Annotated in this window: 20 protein-coding genes; 16 read left to right on the top strand and 4 right to left on the bottom strand. The window is 40.9% G+C overall.

Annotation, left to right across the window (positions count from 1 at the left end):
- The first annotated feature begins 4 nt into the window (after window positions 1–4).
- From dnaG to H625_RS0100760, 5 genes are all read left to right on the top strand, one after another.
- The gene (gene dnaG / locus H625_RS0100780) at window positions 5–1,756 is read left to right on the top strand and encodes a DNA primase (protein WP_026858171.1); all 1,752 of its coding nucleotides are present in this window, start codon (window positions 5–7) and stop codon (window positions 1,754–1,756) included.
- Between the two features lie 25 nt (window positions 1,757–1,781).
- Entirely contained in the window at window positions 1,782–2,888 is a 1,107-nt protein-coding gene (rpoD, locus tag H625_RS0100775; protein WP_026858170.1) for an RNA polymerase sigma factor RpoD, read from the top strand.
- A 96-nt stretch (window positions 2,889–2,984) separates the two neighbouring features.
- A complete protein-coding gene (locus tag H625_RS0100770; RefSeq protein WP_026858169.1) occupies window positions 2,985–3,365 on the top strand; it encodes a c-type cytochrome in 381 nt (126 codons plus the stop codon).
- 58 nt (window positions 3,366–3,423) lie between these two features.
- Window positions 3,424–4,116 carry a tRNA (adenine(22)-N(1))-methyltransferase gene (locus H625_RS0100765; protein WP_026858168.1) on the top strand — a complete coding sequence of 231 codons (693 nt, stop codon included), beginning with the start codon at window positions 3,424–3,426 and terminating at the stop codon, window positions 4,114–4,116.
- Window positions 4,100–5,179 (top strand): Nif3-like dinuclear metal center hexameric protein, encoded by a 1,080-nt coding sequence (locus H625_RS0100760; RefSeq protein WP_035784879.1) that lies wholly within the window; start codon window positions 4,100–4,102, stop codon window positions 5,177–5,179. The genes H625_RS0100765 and H625_RS0100760 overlap by 17 nt, the downstream gene beginning before the upstream one ends.
- A gap of 45 nt (window positions 5,180–5,224) precedes the next feature.
- On the opposite strand, the gene H625_RS0100755 is transcribed toward H625_RS0100760, so the two are convergent.
- Window positions 5,225–6,187 (bottom strand): 4-hydroxy-3-methylbut-2-enyl diphosphate reductase, encoded by a 963-nt coding sequence (locus tag H625_RS0100755; protein ID WP_026858166.1) that lies wholly within the window; start codon window positions 6,185–6,187, stop codon window positions 5,225–5,227.
- Between the two features lie 141 nt (window positions 6,188–6,328).
- On the opposite strand from H625_RS0100755, the gene H625_RS0100750 reads away from it, so the two are divergent.
- The 5 genes from H625_RS0100750 (at window position 6,329) to H625_RS0100730 (ending at window position 10,717) form a co-directional block, all read left to right on the top strand.
- The gene (locus tag H625_RS0100750) at window positions 6,329–7,666 is read left to right on the top strand and encodes a DEAD/DEAH box helicase (RefSeq protein ID WP_026858165.1); all 1,338 of its coding nucleotides are present in this window, start codon (window positions 6,329–6,331) and stop codon (window positions 7,664–7,666) included.
- 12 nt (window positions 7,667–7,678) lie between these two features.
- Window positions 7,679–8,584, top strand: coding sequence for a deoxyribonuclease IV (locus H625_RS0100745; RefSeq protein WP_026858164.1), 906 nt, complete (start codon window positions 7,679–7,681; stop codon window positions 8,582–8,584).
- Window positions 8,585–8,698: 114 nt separating this feature from the next.
- A complete protein-coding gene (locus H625_RS0100740; RefSeq protein ID WP_026858163.1) occupies window positions 8,699–9,481 on the top strand; it encodes a metal ABC transporter ATP-binding protein in 783 nt (260 codons plus the stop codon).
- On the top strand, window positions 9,478–10,329 hold the full coding sequence (locus tag H625_RS0100735; protein WP_026858162.1) for a metal ABC transporter permease: 852 nt from the start codon (window positions 9,478–9,480) through the stop codon (window positions 10,327–10,329). Before H625_RS0100740 ends, H625_RS0100735 begins: the two co-directional genes overlap by 4 nt.
- Entirely contained in the window at window positions 10,304–10,717 is a 414-nt protein-coding gene (locus H625_RS0100730) for a Fur family transcriptional regulator (RefSeq protein ID WP_026858161.1), read from the top strand. Before H625_RS0100735 ends, H625_RS0100730 begins: the two co-directional genes overlap by 26 nt.
- A 194-nt stretch (window positions 10,718–10,911) precedes the next feature.
- Here H625_RS0100730 and H625_RS0100725 read toward each other — a convergent pair whose 3' ends face one another.
- The 3 genes from H625_RS0100725 to H625_RS0100715 all read right to left on the bottom strand — a co-directional run bounded on the left by H625_RS0100725 (window position 10,912) and on the right by H625_RS0100715 (window position 13,165).
- Window positions 10,912–11,103: a hypothetical protein gene (locus H625_RS0100725; protein ID WP_026858160.1), complete on the bottom strand. Its 192-nt coding sequence runs from the start codon at window positions 11,101–11,103 to the stop codon at window positions 10,912–10,914.
- 121 nt (window positions 11,104–11,224) lie between these two features.
- Complete coding sequence (gene ispG / locus H625_RS0100720) at window positions 11,225–12,346, bottom strand: flavodoxin-dependent (E)-4-hydroxy-3-methylbut-2-enyl-diphosphate synthase (RefSeq protein WP_156897161.1); 1,122 nt, start codon at window positions 12,344–12,346, stop codon at window positions 11,225–11,227.
- A gap of 75 nt (window positions 12,347–12,421) precedes the next feature.
- Complete coding sequence (locus H625_RS0100715; RefSeq protein WP_026858158.1) at window positions 12,422–13,165, bottom strand: DUF1189 family protein; 744 nt, start codon at window positions 13,163–13,165, stop codon at window positions 12,422–12,424.
- A 133-nt stretch (window positions 13,166–13,298) separates the two neighbouring features.
- Here H625_RS0100715 and H625_RS0100710 point away from each other — a divergent pair, with 133 nt between their 5' ends.
- The 6 genes from H625_RS0100710 to pstB all read left to right on the top strand — a co-directional run bounded on the left by H625_RS0100710 (window position 13,299) and on the right by pstB (window position 20,099).
- Window positions 13,299–13,901, top strand: coding sequence for a superoxide dismutase (locus H625_RS0100710; protein ID WP_026858157.1), 603 nt, complete (start codon window positions 13,299–13,301; stop codon window positions 13,899–13,901).
- A 180-nt stretch (window positions 13,902–14,081) separates the two neighbouring features.
- A complete protein-coding gene (locus H625_RS0100705) occupies window positions 14,082–16,193 on the top strand; it encodes a peptidoglycan D,D-transpeptidase FtsI family protein (protein WP_084135684.1) in 2,112 nt (703 codons plus the stop codon).
- Window positions 16,194–16,337: 144 nt separating this feature from the next.
- Window positions 16,338–17,363, top strand: a complete 1,026-nt coding sequence (locus H625_RS0100700) for a phosphate ABC transporter substrate-binding protein PstS family protein (protein ID WP_026858155.1) — start codon at window positions 16,338–16,340, stop codon at window positions 17,361–17,363.
- Between the two features lie 71 nt (window positions 17,364–17,434).
- On the top strand, window positions 17,435–18,361 hold the full coding sequence (pstC, locus tag H625_RS0100695) for a phosphate ABC transporter permease subunit PstC (protein ID WP_035784876.1): 927 nt from the start codon (window positions 17,435–17,437) through the stop codon (window positions 18,359–18,361).
- A 2-nt stretch (window positions 18,362–18,363) separates the two neighbouring features.
- Complete coding sequence (pstA, locus tag H625_RS0100690) at window positions 18,364–19,242, top strand: phosphate ABC transporter permease PstA (protein WP_026858153.1); 879 nt, start codon at window positions 18,364–18,366, stop codon at window positions 19,240–19,242.
- A 23-nt stretch (window positions 19,243–19,265) separates the two neighbouring features.
- Window positions 19,266–20,099: a phosphate ABC transporter ATP-binding protein PstB gene (gene pstB, locus H625_RS0100685; RefSeq protein WP_026858152.1), complete on the top strand. Its 834-nt coding sequence runs from the start codon at window positions 19,266–19,268 to the stop codon at window positions 20,097–20,099.
- The last annotated feature ends 3 nt before the right edge of the window (window positions 20,100–20,102 follow it).

Here is a 20,102-nt window from a genome sequence, read left to right as displayed (position 1 = left end):
TAATTTGAGAATACCCGAGGAAACCATAGCTAAAATAAAGGACGAGACCGACATCACTGAGTTAGTTGCAAGTTATATTAAACTTGAACGGCGCGGGAGAAACTATGTTGGTCTCTGTCCGTTTCACGATGAGAAGACACCATCTTTTTCCGTCAGTCCGGAAAAACAGATTGCACATTGTTTCGGCTGTAAAAAGGGCGGTAACGTATTCCAGTTTTTAATGGAAATTGAGAGTATGTCTTTCGCTGAAGCGGCAGCAAAACTCGGAGAACCGCTGAATATAAAAATAGATACTGAAACGAGCAATGTCAGAGAAAGCGATATGACGCTTATCCGCATGCACGATTATATGACGGATCTTTACCATCATCTTCTTATGAACACCAACGAGGGTGAAAAACCGCTCCAATACTTGCGGGACAGAGGCTTCAGCACAGATCTGATCCGCGCTGAAAAAATTGGTTTCGCACCGAATATGTCTTACTTTGCAAAAAATGCACTGCTTGAACAGGGCTATAACGAAGAAACGGCATACCAGGCAGGCTTGCTGTCCAGAAATGAAGAAAACTTTTCTTATTACGACCGCTTTGTCGGGCGCATTATGATTCCAATAAAGAATCATCAGGGACACCACGTTGGCTATACTGCGAGGAGCATCGACGGCAGTGAACCCAAATATTTAAATACACCTGAAACAGAAATATTTAAAAAACGGGAACTGTTTTTTAACTTAAACGATGCCAGAAAACATGTCAGAAAGCTCGATAACATCATTTTAATGGAAGGTCATCTTGACGTTTTAAAAGTTAAAATGACCAAGGTCAGACATATCGTTGCAACGATGGGAACGGAACTCAGCCAGGAAAATTTAAATCTGCTTGAACGTCTGTCATCAAACGTCACGATTATGTTCGACGGCGACTCTGCCGGACGAAATGCTACGCTGAAAGTGGGGGATACTCTCCTTAAGCGCGGCCTAAATGTCTATGTGCAGAAAATTCCTGATAAAATGGACCCGGATGAATATATTGAAACGTTTGGTGCAGAGGAATTTGAACAGTTTATTCAGGACCAGCAGCAGCATTATCTGCACTTTAAAGCAGAAGTCCTGCGCCACGACGCGAAAGAGAACGACATGAAGTTTACACAGCACTTGAACTCACTTGCAAACGACATGCAGTATGTCAGTGATCATTTAACAGCTGAACGGCTGGTTGGTACAATCAGTTCTATTTTCGGTGTCGATAAGCAGGCGTTATCCGGGCAAATACCAAAACCGGTGAGGCAGGAGACAAACTACGCTATACCTGAACCGCAGCGTCAGCAATTATCACAGCGTCAGAAAAAAGAACGCTATGTGACGAGAATAATGATGGTAAACCGCGAGTATCTGCTTGAATACAGTGATACGCTTGATGGGAATGTCTTAACTTACGGTCCTTACTATGATATAATAAGAGGACTTTGTGCCTATTTTGAAGCACATACAGTTTTCGATCTGTCTCTAGCCCTTAATTATCTTGATCCCGCACTGACGGACACATTGATAGAACTCGACGGCATGTTGATTCATGAAGATGTCTCACATAGTGAAATAAATGATTATCTGGAAGATTTAAGTGGTATAAGAAATAGTGAAAACGAAAAACAGGAATTATACCGCAGACTTGAAGTTGCGGAACGTGATAATGACTTTGAACTGCAGATTAAGCTTACCCAGGAACTAGTTGAGCTTAACCGGACGTACAAAATGTAGTTTTTGATAACTTAGGAGGCACAGTATGGCGAAGAAAAAAACAATTGCAGCTGAAATTAAAGAACTTGAATTCACAACTGTCGAACAGGCGAAAGCATACCTGTTGGAAAAAGGGAAAAAGGACGGCCAGCTGTCTCATGAAGAAGTTGCAGATAAATTAGCAAACTTCGAGCTGGATTCAGATGCGATGGACGAATTTTTCGAAGAATTAAACGAAAATGAAGTTCAGATGATTAATGAAAAAGATTCGTCGGATACAAACGAAAAACTGGATCTCTCTGATATGAGTGCACCTCCAGGCGTTAAAATTAACGACCCTGTGCGTATGTACCTTAAAGAAATCGGACGAGTTGATTTATTAACTGCTGCTGAAGAAGTAGAACTGGCGAAACGTATCGAGCAGGGGGACGATATTGCGAGAAGCCGCTTGGCTGAAGCAAACTTACGTCTCGTGGTAAGTATTGCAAAACGCTATGTCGGACGCGGCATGCTCTTCCTTGACCTGATTCAGGAAGGAAACATGGGGCTGATTAAAGCTGTAGAAAAATTCGACTTTACTAAAGGTTTTAAATTCTCGACTTATGCAACTTGGTGGATTCGCCAGGCGATTACTCGTGCTATTGCCGACCAGGCAAGAACAATCCGTATTCCGGTGCACATGGTTGAGACAATTAACAAACTTATCCGTATTCAGCGCCAGCTGCTTCAGGATTTAGGACGCGAACCGACTCCTGAAGAAATCGGTGAAGAAATGGATCTGCCTGCTGAAAAAGTCCGTGAAATTCTTAAAATCGCTCAGGAGCCTGTGTCTCTTGAAACGCCTATCGGTGAAGAAGACGACAGCCATCTTGGTGACTTTATCGAAGATCAGGATGCACAGAGCCCGTCAGATCATGCAGCTTACGAACTGTTAAAAGAACAGCTCGAAGACGTGCTTGATACCCTGACAGATCGTGAAGAAAATGTACTCCGTCTGCGTTTCGGTCTTGACGATGGACGAACGCGCACATTGGAAGAAGTAGGTAAAGTATTCGGTGTTACCCGCGAACGTATCAGACAAATTGAAGCAAAAGCACTGCGCAAATTAAGACATCCATCGAGAAGTAAGAAATTAAAAGACTTTATGGATTAGCAGTGTAATATTTTCTTAAAATTGTTTTGACTTTGACACAATTTGAGATACAATTATATATGAGATAACATGAATAACAGATGAGGGGGTAACATAATGAATAAAAATCCTATAATTCCATTCTTACTGATTATATTCCTTGGAGTCGGACTTGTGTTCCTGCTTTCCGGACTAGGCGCAACTGATGACGGTGAAGAAGATGTTGCAACAGAAGAAGGTTCTGAGGAATCAGGCGGCGGCGAAGAAGCATCAAGCGGCGACGTTGACGCAGAAGGTATCGCTCGTGATAACTGTGCTTCATGTCACGGTCAAGACTTCAGCGGCGGAATGGGTCCTGCACTAGCTGGAACAAGTCTTGCTGAAGACGAGTTCACGTCAATCGTACGTGACGGTCAAGGTTCTATGCCTGCATTCTCGGCAGACCAGATTGCAGATGAAGAACTTACAGCTTTATATCAGTTCTTTTCTGAACAGTAATTATCTATAAAAAAGACTCTCAATGATGGGAGTCTTTTTTTAATACAGGAGTGAGGAAATGTTAAACCAGAGGCTTAAGACAGTATCAGAATATATTGTTGGAGATGAACTTGTTGATATCGGTTCCGATCATGCGTATTTACCGATTTACGCTGTAAATGAAAATATTATTAAAAAAGCGATATGCGGAGAAATTGCCAGAGGGCCTTATGATTCTTCTGTTAAAAATGTACAGCAGAATAAATTATCCGATGAAATTATAATCAGACTGGGAGACGGTTTATCTGTCCTTCGCAGTATGGATGATGCTGATACTATTACGATTTGCGGCATGGGCGGACCATTAATCGCAAGTATCATTGAAAGCGGAATGAAGTTTGTTCAAGGTACACCGCGCTTTATCGTGCAGGCCAATACTTATCCTTATCCAATACGTAAAATAATGGCTGAACATAATTATAAGATTACCGAGGAACTGCAGTTAAAAGACGGTCCTCATTTTTACGATATTATTGTTTTTGACCATTCAAAAGAAGCTGTTGAATACAGTGAAGCTGAACTGCGTTTTGGTCCTGTAAATATAGAAAAAAGAGAACCGGTGTTTATCGGGCAGCTGGAACGTGAAAAGAGTCATATGGAGAAAATATTAAATGGTATCAACGATAGAGAGAAGAATATAGATAAAGTTGAAAGACTTGAATCTAATCTTAAATATGTCGATGAGGTGCTGGAGAATGTTAAAGATAAGTGATCTGCTTAAACAATTAAATGAAATTGCCCCATTTTCAGACAGTGAAAAATGGGATAATACGGGACTGCTGGTTGGTAATGAAGAGGATACAGTAACAGGTATTATTACTGCGCTTGACTGCAGTGCTGATACTGTTGATGAAGCCGTCATGAAAAATGCCAACGTTATTATCAGTCATCATCCTTTAATTTTCCCTGAAATTTCAAAAGTGGTAAACGAAGGGCCGGGGCTGGTCATCCGCAAACTGATTAAGAATGATATTAATTTGATTGTGATGCATACAAATCTGGATCATCAGAAGAATGGAGTCAGCCATATAATTGCAGCTGCACTCGGTTATCCCGATACTGAAATACTGCTGCCTAAAAAAGGGAACTTCAAAAAACTCAGAGTAAATATTAATACTGAGGACAAAGAAGCGTTTAAACAAAATCTGCTGAAAAATGCACCGGTAGGTGATATGGGAGATTATACAGAAGTCAGCTATGAATACGAAGTTCACGGCCAGTTCAAACCTGAAGCTGAAGCTAATCCGACGATTGGTGAATCCGGAAAACTTGAATACGTGGATGAATATATCATAGAATGTATTTTTGACGGCAGGGATCAGCATGCTGTAATTGATGCAGTCAGAAAGTATCATCCTTATGAGGAGCCCGCTTTTGACGTCTACAGTCTCGACAGAGAGACTGACACAGGACTGGGAGTGAAATTCAATTACGGGGATACACTGGACAGTCTTGTTCACTTGATAGAAAACAAAACCGGGCTTAAAACTGTTAATGTCGTTAAAGCAGACGATAGAATCATTAACACTGCAGCTGTTATCGGCGGCGCAGGAATGAGCTACCGTGAAGCATCATTTAACAAGGGTGCTGACGTGCTCATTACAGGTGACGTTAAGTATCATGAAGCATATGATGCAAAGGCTGCAGGGCATAATATAATCGACGCAGGTCACTACTTGGAAGTATTAATGACGTCGGGGCTTGCAGAGTTAATTGACGACGAGCTCGATGTTCCTGTTACAGCATCAAAAGTATCAACAAATCCATTTGAATAAATAAAAAAGCTGCGAAATCTAAAATTTAGATTTCGCAGTCTTTTTTTATTCCATCACCTTAACTGGTGTAGGATTTTTAATTTTCGGTAAAATTTTAGCCATCGGTACTGATGACTCAGGAGCAGTCTGCTGCTCAATGTTGTAGTTTTTAATATACGTAATTACTTCTTTAACGATTGGTGTCGGGGTAGAAGCACCTGCAGTAACTGCAACTTTTTCAACGCCTTCAAGCCATTCGTTTTTCAATTCGTTTAATGAACTGATACGGTAAGCATTCGTATGAGCAATTTCTTTTGAAACCTGTGTCAGACGGTTAGAGTTGTTACTCTTAGGATCGCCGACTACGATAAGAAGATCAGCTTCTCCTGCCTGTTCTGCGACAGCTTCCTGTCTGACCTGAGTCGCAAGACAGATTTCCTTATGCACTTCGATGTGCGGGAACTGTACTTTAAGTTCATCCATAATATGGCTGACGTCCCATTGGCTCATCGTCGTCTGGTTTGTAACGATAAGTTTTTTATCTGCAAGGTGGGCCGGCAGAGTTGCAACGTCTTCCTGTGTTTCAATTAGATGAACGTGATCCGGTGAAACGCCTATTGCACCTTCCGGCTCAGGGTGGTCTTTCTTGCCGATGTAGATAACATCATAATCATCCGCCGTTTTTTCTCTGATCAGATCATGTGTGAATTCTACGTCAGGACATGTTGCATCGATGCAGACAAGTCCTTTTTCTTTAGCGCGTGCTTTTACCTGCGGTGAGACACCGTGAGCTGTAAAAATAACAGTACCATTCTCAATCTGCTCGAGGATTTCAAGGCGGTTCGGCCCGTCGAGTGTGATAATACCTTCTTCTTCAAAAGCATCCGTCACATGTTTATTGTGTACAATCATACCTAATATATATATAGGACGCGGCAGTGACTGATCCAAAGAAGCGTTGCGTGCAATCACCATTGCATCAACAACACCGTAACAGTAACCGCGCGGTGAGATTTTTATAATATCCATAAGTAGAACTCCTCCTTACATATGATTATACTTAATTTTACGGGATATTCAAATCATCCAAATGGATGAACGATTATTATAGCGTAAATATGCATTTTTAGTTATAATTGATAAGGAGTTTGAAAGGGACAGGTGACATATATGTCAAATGCATTTAAAAGATTTGAATTTAACAACACAATGCTCGATGCAATAGAGAAGGTCGGGTTCACACATCCGACGATGGTGCAAGAGCGAGTGATACCCCGTATAATGAAAGGCAGCAATGTTGTTGCACAGTCAGCAACAGGGAGCGGGAAGAGCCATGCCTTTTTACTGCCGCTTATTTATAATATCGACGGCGCTAAAAAAACGCCTCAGGTTATAGTAATGGCGCCGACGAGAGAACTGGCGAAACAGCTGGATAATATGGCGAGAAAAGTTCTCGAATCATACGATGAAATCAGCTGCCGTGCATTTATCGGCGGAACGGAAATGAAACGCGATGAAGAGCGTGCACGTCAAAATCCTCAGCTTGTTATTGGTACACCGACACGCATCAAGGATTTAATCGATAAACAGGCACTGGATATTCACTCTGCGAAGTCTGTTGTAATCGATGAAGCAGACTTAATGGTTGATTTAGGCTTTATGGCTGACGTCGACTATATATCCAACCGCATTTCGACAGCAAGCCAGTTTCTGGTCTTTTCGGCCACTATCCCTGAACCGGTAAAACAATTTATGGAAAAATACATTGGCGAAACTGAAATTATTGTAATTGATACACCGCTTAATAAAGCGTCTATTCATTACAGCCTTGTACCTGTAAAAGGAAGCAGCAGATTAGAGAAAACTCTCGAGCTGACTAAAAACATTACTCCGTATACCGGATTAATTTTTGCCAATTCACGTGAACGTGCCGATGAATTGTATGCTTATTTAAAAGAAGCAGGCATAAACGTTGGATTATTCCACGGAGGATTAAAGCCGCGTGAACGGACACAGGAAATTAAGAAAATAGAAAATCTTGACTACCACTGGGTTGTTGCAAGTGACCTGGCATCAAGAGGACTGGACTTTGACGGCGCATCACATGTTATTAACTACGATATTCCGAAGCAGATTGAATTCTTTACTCACAGAGTAGGGCGTGTCGGCAGAGGACAGTACAGCGGTGTTGCGATTACACTTTACGAACCGAGTGAACAAAACGAAATTGATGCTCTTGAAGGTAAAGGATATGTTTTCAATCATGAAGACATCCGCGGCGGCGAGCTGAAAGAAATTAAGGACCGTACGCAGCGCGCAGGCAGAAACACACGAAGCAAGACGAACAAAACACAAAATTACAAAGTGCGCAGTCCTAAAAAAGTAAAACCTGGCTATAAAAAGAAAATTAAGTTCCAAAAAGAAGAACTTGAGCGCCAGGAACGCAGACGCTATGCGAAAGCAAAATCACGCAATGAGAAAAAACGAAATAAAAAAGACAATAAGTAGAGGTTGATATAAATGTTATTGGGATCACATGTTTCGATGAGCGGTAAAAAAATGCTGGAAGAGTCAGTGACTACTGCAGCAGATTATGGTGCATCTACATTTATGATTTATACCGGTGCACCGCAAAATACGCGCCGTAAAAAAATTGAAGATCTGAATATCGAAAAAGGACAGCAGGCGATGGCGGAACTCGGCATTAAGAATTTCGTCGTCCACGCGCCTTATATTATTAATATCGCCAATACTGAAAAAGCTCACGTCTTCAATTTAGGCGTTGAATTTTTACAGGAAGAAATCGTCCGTACTGAAGCACTTGGTGCAAAACAGATTGTCCTTCACCCTGGTGCGCACGTCGGTGCCGGCAGCGAAGCGGGAATTAAGCAGATTGTAAAAGGACTTAATGAAGTCTTATCTAACGACAACGATGTGCAGATTGCATTGGAAACTATGGCGGGCAAAGGCTCTGAAATCGGACGTACATTTGAAGAAATCGCACATATCATGGACGGTGTCACGAACAACGAACGTTTGAGTGTTACATTCGATACGTGTCACGTTCACGACGCAGGCTATGATATTAAAAACGATTTTGACGGTGTATTAAACGAGTTTGATAAACTTGTTGGTATCGACCGTATTAAAATTCTTCACATGAATGATTCTAAAAATCCAATTGGCGCACATAAAGACAGACATGAAAACTTTGGTTTCGGCCATATCGGGTTTGATGCACTGGCTTATATTATAAATCATCCGGAATTCACTGACGTTCCAAAAATATTAGAAACTCCATTCGTCGGTCCGGATAAGACAAATCGCGTTGCACCATACAAACACGAAATTGATATGATTAAGTCGGGGGAATTTGATCCGAACTTGTTAGTAAAAATTAATCCTGCCGTAGCTGCATTAGAATAGTTAAATTCAGGGAACACTTCTTCGGGGGTGTTCTTTTTTCGTAATCATTCCTATTTACAAAACGTAATGATTCCTGTAAAATATATTTGGACATAAATAAAAGGAGTCTTGTTAATGGCTGTGCCTGTGTTTGAAATTAAAGACGTAACATATGAATATAAAGATAAGCTGGAAGCGACACCTGCACTCCAGAATATTTCCTTTTCAATTAACCAGGGAGAATTTCTGGCAATTGTCGGACCGAATGGCTCCGGAAAATCTACACTGCTGAAATTAATTCTCGGTGTATATAAACTGCAGCAGGGCAATATACTGATTAACGGGAAGACACGTAAATCATTTAATGCATGGCAGGAAATCGGCTACGTATCGCAAAAAGCCGCAGCTCATGCGAAAGGCTTCCCGGCTACCGTCAAAGAAGTTGTCTTAAGCGGGCTGACAAAAGAAAAAGGGCTGTTTAAAAGATTTACGAAAAAGGATAATGAGCAGCTGGATAAAACTTTAAAACTGCTTGATATTGAACATATTAAGCATCAGAACGTATCAAACCTGTCCGGCGGCCAGGCCCAGCGTGTATTTATCGCACGTGCATTGATTAATGAGCCATCCATTTTAGTGCTGGATGAGCCGACTGAGGGAATTGACAGCAAGCATGTTAAAGATTTTTATAATGTGCTGTTCAAATTAAAAAAACAAAATGTAACGATTTTGCTTGTAACACATGATATCGGTGTCGTTGTCGATAATGCCGATAAAGTTGCCTGTTTAAATGAGCACCTTCATTTCCACGGCACTAATACGGAGTTCCAGAATCTCGGCGAAGCAGAGTTATCAAAAATTTACGGCTTTCCGCTGCAGCTCGTTTCTCATAACCATCAGAGGGAGTGCTGTAAATGATCGAAGCAATATTAAACTACGACTTTATGAAATATTCATTTATCAGCGGAATTATCGTTGGACTGATTGCACCGCTCCTCGGGACGTTTATCGTGGTGAGAAGGCTGTCGTTAATCGCAGATGCACTAAGTCATGTTGCGCTTGGCGGCATCGCTTTCGGTGTGTACTTAACATCAGTATTTAATATCGTAATTAATCCGGTAATTTCAGGTGTCGTATTTTCTGTAATCGGTGCGCTCGGTATTGAAAAGCTTAGAGGCCTGTATAAACATTACTCGGAAATAGCAATTCCGATAATAATGAGTCTCGGTATCGCACTCAGCGTATTATTCTTATCGCTGGCAAACGGCTTTAATCAGGATTTATTCGGTTACCTGTTCGGGAGTATCAGCGCGGTCAGTTTCAGCGACCTCATACTGATTAGTATAATTGGTGCAATCGTTATCCTGTTTGTATTCTTCTTATACAAAGAGATGTTCTTTATTTCATTTGATGAAGAATATGCAGGCGTTATGAAATTGAGCAAATATATTCACATCATATTTATTATCCTTGTTGCGCTAGTAATCAGTGCATCGATGCGCATCGTCGGCATACTGCTGGTCAGTGCAATGATGACACTGCCGGTTGCAAGTGCGATGAGAATCACTTCAAGTTTCAAGCAGCTTATGATTGTCAGCATAATTTTTGGAGAAATTTCAGTAATAGCGGGTCTGTTCCTCGGATTCCATCTGAACATATCACCCGGAGGTACGATAGTACTTGTATCTATCGCTATATTATTATGTACGCTGGTATTAAATCGTGTAGGAGTGGTTAGGAATGCACAAAGAACTAGTGGATTATAAAGAAATGTTAAAAGAAGCAAAATTTAAAGTAACTAAAAAACGTCTTCGCATGATTGAAATATTTATGGAAGACGAACGCTATTTATCTGCTAAAGAAATTCAGGAGATGATGAATAAGGAATATCCGGGAATCAGTTATGATACGATTTACCGGAACCTTCATACTCTAAAAGACATCAATGTACTGGAGCAGACGACATTCGGCGGAGAAATGCAGTATAAGATCTCTTGTACGGATCATCACCATCATCATTTTATATGCGAACGCTGCGGAGAAACGAAAGTCGTTCAATACTGCCCGGTCAAAACGTGGGAAAGCGAATTAAACGGCGTTAAAATTAACAGCCATAAAGTGGAACTATACGGTTTATGCGAAGTATGCCAATAGAATAAAACAGCGTGTAACTCTTAATTTGGAGTTACGCGCTGTTTTTTGTTTTTATAAGAAATAATGAGCTTAACGGGTCACTGTGACTTTGACAATGACGGGATAGATGTGTTAAGTCGTCACTGTGGTTTTCACAATGACGGTATAAAGGTGTTAACTCGTCACTGTGTTTTGAACAACGCCCCTGAACATCACTATTTCTCTTGTTCTTCTTCGCTCGTTTTCTTCGCCAAGCTGTTTTTAATAATTACAGCGATGCCGAGAATTACTACTAGCAATACCGCAACTGAGGGGCGGATAACTGTATCTGTAAACCAGAATACTAAGACAATAAGCAGAATCAGAGCGATTATTGTAAGAAATATTATATTCATAACTTTTTTCATAGATTACACCTGACTTTTATTCAAATAAATTAATTTCCATGATTTACTATATATATCTATATATAAAATAGCAATGAAGACATAAAAATACCCGAGGCACAAAGCCGCGGGTGTAAATATATTATTTAGCTTCAGCTTCTTCTTTTTCAAGACGCTGTTTTTCGTAGTGTGCTTCTGCCATAATGTCGATTTCTTTCTTGAGTTCATCAACCATAGTTTCTTCAGGTACTTTACGCACTGTTTTACCATGCATGAAGAGTAATCCTTCTCCGCGGGCACCAGCTATACCAATATCGGCTTCGCGGGCCTCACCGGGTCCGTTTACTGCACAACCGAGTACTGCTACTTTAAGCGGTGCTTTAACGTGCGAAATGTATTCTTCCATTTCGTTTGCAATAGCAATCAGGTCAATTTCGATACGTCCGCATGTAGGGCAGGCGATAAGAGTCGCTGCATTACTCGCAAGACCGAAAGTTTTCAGAAGTTCTTTACATACTTTAATTTCCTCAACCGGATCTGCTGATAATGAAATACGCATTGTGTTGCCGATACCTTTTGAAATAATTGTACCGAGACCAGCGGCACTTTTAACAGTACCTGCAAATAACGTTCCACTTTCCGTGATACCGATATGGAGCGGGTAATCAAATGCTTCAGACGCTTTTTCATACGCTTCAATTGCAAGGTTAACATCTGATGCTTTCATCGAAACGATAATATCGTGGAAATCAAGATCTTCTAAGATCTTAATATGATGCAGTGCACTTTCAACCATTCCGTCTGCAGTCGGGAAACCGTATTTTTTAATAATATGGCGTTCAAGACTTCCTGCGTTAACACCGATACGGATTGGAATGCCTTTAGCTTTACAAGCTTTAACGACTTCTTCCACTTTTTCACGGCGCCCGATGTTCCCAGGGTTGATACGGATTTTATCCGCTCCGCCTTCAACTGCGATTAATGCAAGCTTATAGTCGAAGTGAATATCGACAACAAGCGGTATATTGATGCGTTTTTTAATCTCTGCAATAGCAAGCGCATCTTCTTCTTTTGGACATGCAACGCGAACAATCTGACATCCTGCTTCTTCAAGCTCGTTAATCTGAGCAACAGTCGCTTCAACATCATGTGTTTTCGTAGTTGTCATACTTTGAATGATAATTTCATCGGCTCCGCCGATAGTAAGATCGCCAACTTTAACTTTTCTAGTTTGTGTACGATGTGTAATTCCAGACATATACAAGCCCCTAATCTAAAATTCTTTCTAATTTATAATCTTATTATAATAAAAAACTGAGACAAATGTAACCATCTTGCATTAGGAATGCGTTTTCTTTTGTTTTGGCAGCTTTTTAAAGTAATAAATATACGGTATTAATGCGGTTACCAGTATAACCCAGTAAAAGGTTTCTGTGTAGGCTGCAATTATTCCAATCGGCAGTGCGAGCAGCATCATTATATATGAACCGATTTTAAACCAGTTCATATAATCTGTTTTCCTGCCCGCAAGATTTGCAATAAAACTTAATAATAAAGACAGCATCAGCATCAGCGTAAAAATAAAGAAATAAATAACGACAACATATATAGTAATATAAATAAATATGTAGAAATACAAACTCGACATCTGACTTGAGACAAATTGTTCGAGTGATTCATTATCATTTATATCTCCTATAAAACTGTAGCTGAATGTGCCGTTTTGAATATCTTTTATGTAAATCCCATCGCTCAGAAAGGCGAATAGAATATCATCGCCCAGTTCAGCTGTATCATCCTGTGAGATATCCGGCGTAAACAGAAGCTGCTGATCATTTAGGTTAAGTCGTTTCTCTTCACCCTGATACTCACCGTTTGCTATTTGAAACTCGGGAATTTCATCGCCAATTTCAGACAGGCTGGAAAATGTATTTACCGTTGCCAATAAAGAAGTAATAAAAGGCAGCGAAATAAGAATCGACAGCAGTAATATGTTTAGCAGCAGATACCGAAAGGGTACAGTACGAAACAGAGGATACTTTTTAAATGTTGCAAGACGTTTAATAAATTCAAAGTATTTCATTCTATCATCCTTAAATATGTATAATAATAAGACCTTAGTCTTATTTAAATAAACCTTAAGCAATCTAATTGTTATTTTAACATCAAATTGCTATATTTAGGATGTAAACAATTTTGAAGGGAGATTTTTAATTATGGCTTTTGAATTACCAAAATTACCATACGCTTATGATGCTTTAGAACCTCATATCGACAAAGAAACGATGGAGATTCACCACTCTAAGCACCATAACACTTATGTAACAAAATTAAACGACGCAGTTAAAGGTACAGATCTCGAGTCTAAATCGATCGAAGAAATTGTTAAAAACTTAGACGCTGTACCAGAAAACATCAAGACTGCGGTACGTAATAATGGTGGGGGACACCTCAACCACACATTCTTCTGGGAATTACTTTCTCCAGAGAAAAAAGAATTATCAGGTGACTTAAAAGAAGCAATTGAATCAGCTTTCGGTTCAGTTGATAAATTTAAAGAAGAATTTGAAGCAGCAGGCGCTGGCCGTTTTGGTTCAGGCTGGGCTTGGCTAGTAGTTAACAACGGTGCTTTAGAAATTACAAGCACACCTAACCAGGACAACCCTGTATCTGAAGGTAAAACTCCAGTATTCGGTGTTGACGTTTGGGAACATGCTTACTACCTTAAATACCAAAACAAACGCCCTGAGTATTTAGGCGCAATTTGGAATGTAGTAGACTGGGACAAAGTTAGCGAATTATATCAGGCTGCTAAATAATACAGCATTAAAAAGACGGGGATTCTATCCTCGTCTTTTTTTATTTTAGTATACCCGCATTAAAATATGTTAAAATGATGTGGACTTTATAAAAGGGTTTGATGCAGGTTGAAACGAGCAAAAATTAAAAGTTTGGATGCTATAAATAAACAGGTGCTGAAATCGCGTATAAATATAATTATGCTAATAATTTTTATTCTTTTCTTAATTCTAATTATACGTCTCGGCTACCTGCAGATTGTTCTCGGCGATACATACCAGGAACAGGTTGAGAATGCACAGTATGTTGAAATCAATCAGAGTGTGCCGCGTGGTGAAATTTACGACCGCAACGGCAATCTTCTTGTTGGCAACACTGCTGAAAAAGCTATTTATTTCACCAGACACAGAAATATGTCTAACTTCGAAATAATGGATGTCGCAAATACTCTCAGTACATACATATCCATGGAAACTGATCGTTTGTCTCTTCGCGATAAGCAGGATTATATTATAAATAACTATCCCGGGGAGCTGTCGGCGATTATGCCGGAACAGGTTACACTGCTTGAAAACGGCGGTATTTCCCAAAGTGATTTTAATGAAGATGCTTACGGTATTATCGATGAGGAGTTTGCGGACTCTGTATTAAACGAAGAAGATTTAAATATTATTGCTGTTTACGTTGAAATGGTTTCGGCAAGTGAACTTAATCCGGTCATTGTTAAAAGTGAAGGTGTAACAGAGGAAGAGTTTGCGAAAGTGAATGAAGACCTCGACGAGCTTGCAGGAATATCAACAGGACTCGACTGGCAGCGTACTTATCCTTACGATGCAGCACTCCGTACAATATTAGGAGAAGCGTCAACAAACGAAGAAGGACTGCCGCGTGAACTGGTTGAATATTATCAGGCGCTTGGCTATTCGCGTAACGACAGAGTAGGTAAGTCATACCTTGAGTTCCAGTACGAAAATGTCCTCCGCGGTGAAAAACCGCAGGTCAAATACACGACTGACAAATCGGGCAGAGTAACCGGTGAGGAAACGATTAAAGAAGGTAAAGCGGGTGACGACTTATATCTGACTATAGATATCGAACTGCAGCTTGAACTTGAAAAGATAGCCGAGCATCATTTAACGGGCATCCGGGACATGGCTGAAGAAATAGTAGAGATGGATGAAGCGAATGGTGATATTGATTATACGATTATTCCAGAATATATCGATACCGTGCAGCTTGTTGTGCAGGATCCGAACAATGGAGATATACTCGCGATGATCGGCAAACATATTAATGAAGACGGTGATATCGTCGATTATGATTACGGCACACTGACGGCAACTTACGTTCCTGGATCATCCGTTAAGGGTGCGACTGTTGCGACAGGTTATCAGGAAGATATTCTCGATGTCGGGGAAACACTTATCGATGAACCGATGACATTTTCAGGCACGGATACGGTAAGTTCATTCTTTAACCGTAATAACCAGGTGCCGGTTGATGACCAGAGAGCACTGATGGTTTCGTCCAACACGTATATGTTTAAAATTGCACTCGCTATAATGGGTGAAGAGTACAGTCCGAACATGCCGCTGCCGACGGATGTTACAGCGGCAGGTTACGCACTCCGTAACGGTCTGAACCAGTTCGGCCTCGGCGTATCGACAGGAATCGATTTGCCAAATGAAGCGAGGGGTCTCTCGCCTCAGCTGACAAATCCGATGAATTATCTGTACTTAAGCATTGGACAGTACGATACGTATTCAGCACTGCAGCTTTCGCAGTACATGTCTACATTTGCAGCTGACGGCAAACGCGTTCAGCAGCATCTAGCTAAAGAGGTACGCGGCAGTAACGCTAATGAAAAAGGACCGGTATTAAATTCATACGGCACGAACGTTCTGAATACGATTTCGATTACTGAAAGCGAGATGACACAGATTCAGCAAGGTTTCTATGATGTTTTCAACACTCATGATGAAGCGAGAGATATGTACGGTACCGGTTGGGATGCTTATCATAATCTGGAACCGAAAGCAGCAGGCAAGACAGGTACCGCGGAGAGCTTCAGAGACGGCGACCCTGTTTTAAATCAGACTTACCTCGGCTATGCACCATATGATAATCCCGATATGGCATTTTCAATTATTTTTCCAACCATGCCGAGTACTGTGCCGTTCTTCCCGGCGCAATTCATGGGACAGGATGTTATAGAGAAATATTATGAAATATACTACGGCCAGGAAGCGGAACCTCTGTACAACTATGATGCAGATGACTTTTATACTCAGCTCGAGTTTGGCAGCTATTAAATTTTAGACCTTAATCTACGGATTAAGGTCTTTTTTTGCATCTTTACATAACCTTAACAATTCATTAATTTTACATTTACAATAGCAGGCTAGAATAAGAATGTAAGATAAATTACTAGATAACTAATTGGAGGAATTTTAGCTATGAAGAAGAATTTATTTCTTGCTGCGCTACTAATGAGCTTAATGTTCATTCTGGCGGCTTGTTCTGGTTCAGGATCAGAAGAAGATACAGGCAGCGAAGAAGCTTCAACTGAAGAAAGCACTGAAGAAGAAAATACTGAGGACGAAAGTTCAGAAGGCGGATCATCTGCTGAAGTTACAGGCAATGTAAATGAAGATGACGAGCAGATCGCTGGTGAAGGTTCTTCAACAGTATTCCCTATACTTAACCTTTTGGTCGAAGACTTTAACGCTGACCACGGTGTAGCAGTTGAGCTTGGAGGTAACGGAACTGGATCAGGTTTCAGTGCGTTAATCGACGGTACAGCACAATTCGCTAACGCATCACGTGGTATTGAGCAGGAAGAAATTGATGCTCTTGAAGACGGCGGAGTTGAATGGACAGAATTCTTAGTAGCTACTGACGGATTGACTGTTGCAGTTAACCCGTCTAACGACTTCGTAGAAGATTTAACATTCGCTGAACTGAAAATGATCTATTCAGGCGAAGCTGAAAACTGGTCAGATGTTCGCGAAGATTTCCCTGAAGAACCAATTACAGCATACGGTCCGGACCAGTCACATGGTACGCACGACTTCTTTAATGAAGAAGTCATGGACGAAGAAGGTGTCCAGGGTCAGCTAATCCAGGATACTAACCAGGTTGTTTCATCTGTAGTAGGTGACGAGAATGCAATCGGATTCTTCGGATACAGTTTCTATCAGGCAAATGAAGATTCATTAAAAGCTGTTTCAATCACAGGACCTGACAGCGAAGAAGCTGTTGAACCAACATTTGACAATGTAATGAACTTCTCTTATCCATTGTCACGTCCGCTTTATGTTTATGCGAGCAATGCTGCATTAGAAGAAAATGAAACGTTCCATACATTTATGGAATACACGCTTCAGAATTCACAATCAGCTGCAGAAGAAGTTGGATATGTACCTCTTGAAGACAGCGCGCTTGAAGAAGAACTTGCTAAACTTCCAAACTTAGAACAGTAAGAATTAAAAACTTATAACAGATGGACGGGGATCCTTTTATCCCGTCCATTTTTAAAGTAAAGAGAGGCTTTATGATGAGTAATAAAAATATCAGAGATCAAATTATTAACAACACCAGAAATAAATCCAATATTTTTGAGAGATTGATTCCAGTCATTTTACTCTTAATTACTTCAGTATCTATTCTCGCAACTATCGGTATTCTGGTCACATTACTGTCTGAGTCTTTTGAGTTCTTCTCACGTGTGCCTATTACTGAATTCCTGACTTCAGCAACATGGCAGCCATACGTTGGTGACGGCGAGTGGGGAATATGGGCACTTATTATGGGAACACTTAAAATTGTAGCAATCGCAGTTGTTTTCGCTGTGCCAATCGGGCTCGGTGCTGCAATTTACTTAAGTGAATACGCATCTGAAAGAGTCAGACGTATTATTAAGCCTATGTTAGAAGTGCTTGCAGGTATTCCTACAGTAGTTTACGGATTCTTCGCAATTAATTTTGTTAACCCGATCCTCCAGGGTATATATAGCGGTTTTGGTTTATACAATGCGGTTTCTGCCGGTATTGTAGTAGGTATTATGATTATCCCGATGATTGCGAGCTTAAGTGAAGATGCAATGAGCTCAGTTCCAACTGCCATGCGTGAAGGTTCGCTCGGTATGGGAGCAACACGTTTTGAAACAGCCGTCAGAGTCGTTATCCCGGCAGCATTTTCCGGCATAGTTGCTTCATTTGTACTCGCAATTTCACGTGCCATCGGTGAGACGATGATCGTATCCATTGCAGCAGGTTCAATGCCAAACGCAAGTTTCGATCTAACAGAACCTCTGCAGACGATGACAGGGTTTATCGTTCAGATTACTTCTGGTGATGCTGCATTCGGCACTGATTTATACTACAGTCTGTTTGCCGTCGGTATGATGCTGTTCATTATGACACTGTTAATGAATGTGATTGCATCGTGGTTCACTAAGAGATTTAAGGAGGAGTATTAATCATGACTTTGGTAGACAAAGATATCATTGCCAAAAAACGTACCGGCAGACAATCGAGAAACCAAATATTTAAATGGTTATTCTTCCTCTGCACGATGTTCGGTCTGGCAGTATTAGTTTTGCTGATTGCCGATACGCTGATGGACGGCTGGAGCCGGTTAAATCTCGACTTCCTGACTAACTTTAACTCGAGCAGGGCTGAGAATGCCGGATTCTTCGGCGCAATCGTCGGCTCGCTCTGGCTGATGCTTGTAACCACACCGGTTGCAATTATACTGTCAGTCGGAACAGCATTATATTTAGAAGAGTATGCACCTAAAAATAAATTTACAGAATTCATTAAAATAAATATTTCAAACCTCGCAGGAGTACCTTCAGTCGTGTTCGGTCTGTTAGGACTGGCAATGTTCGTCCGGGCATTAGCACTTGGCAACTCGGTACTCGCTGCAGGTCTTACGCTAGCACTGATGATACTGCCGGTTATTGTAGTGGCATCACAGGAAGCAATCCGCGCAGTGCCTGCTTCAGTCCGTGAAGCATCGATCGGTATGGGTGCCACTAAATGGCAGACTGTATCAAGAATTATTTTACCAGCAGCAATTCCCGGTATTATCACAGGTATTATCTTAGCAATATCACGCGCGATTGGTGAAACAGCACCGCTTGTAGTCATCGGAGTTCCGACGACACTGCTGGTTACTCCAAGCAGCATATTCGATTCATTCCAGGCAATGCCGATGCAGATTTACAGCTGGGTTAAAATGCCGAATGAAGAATTTCAGTACATCGCAGCCGCAGGGATTATTGTCCTGCTTGTCATACTGCTCTTGATGAACTCAGTCGCAATATTTATCCGCAATAAGTTTTCGAACAGATATTAATTTTTGAAAGAGGAGTTTTATAAATGGTAGAACTAAAAACTGCAGTTAAACACAATACACAGGAACAAAGCGTAGAGAAATCGCCGATTATCCAGGAAGAAAAAGACATTGTTTTCCAGTCTAAAAACTTTAATCTGTGGTACGGTGACAACCATGCACTCCAGGATATTAACTTAACTTTCCACGAAAACGACATCAATGCGATCATCGGACCATCAGGCTGCGGTAAGTCAACTTTCGTTAAATCATTAAACCGTATGACGGAATTAGTACCGATTGTCCGTACAGAAGGTGATATCCAGTTCCGTAGAGATGATATTTTTAAAAGCGGCATGTCAGTTGAAGAATTAAGAACACGGGTCGGCATGGTCTTCCAGAAGCCAAATCCGTTCCCGAAATCAATTTATGATAACGTGGCATACGGCCCGCGTGTTCACGGTATTAAAAAGAAAGCAGTGCTTGACCAGATTGTAGAGAAATCACTGCGCAGTGCGTCAATCTGGGACGAAGTTAAAGATCGTCTTAACGACAATGCTTACGGCCTGTCAGGCGGACAGCAGCAGCGTATTTGTATCGCGCGTGCTTTAGCTGTTGAACCTGAAGTTATTTTAATGGATGAGCCGACAAGTGCACTCGATCCGATTTCAACGACTAAAATTGAAGATTTAATGCAGGAACTTAAAAAGGATTACAGTATCATTATCGTGACGCACAACATGCAGCAGGCTGCACGTGTGTCGGACAGAACATCTTTCTTCTACCAAGGCTATGTTGTTGAATCAGACGATACAAATGTTATTTTTGAAAATCCTTCTGACAAACGTACAGAAGATTACGTATCGGGCAGATTCGGTTAAAAT

Source organism: Jeotgalicoccus psychrophilus DSM 19085 (assembly GCF_000425845.1).
Classification (GTDB): domain Bacteria; phylum Bacillota; class Bacilli; order Staphylococcales; family Salinicoccaceae; genus Jeotgalicoccus; species Jeotgalicoccus psychrophilus.
The sequence above is the reverse complement of the archived record's forward strand: the minus strand, read 5'-3'. Positions and strand labels throughout refer to the sequence as shown.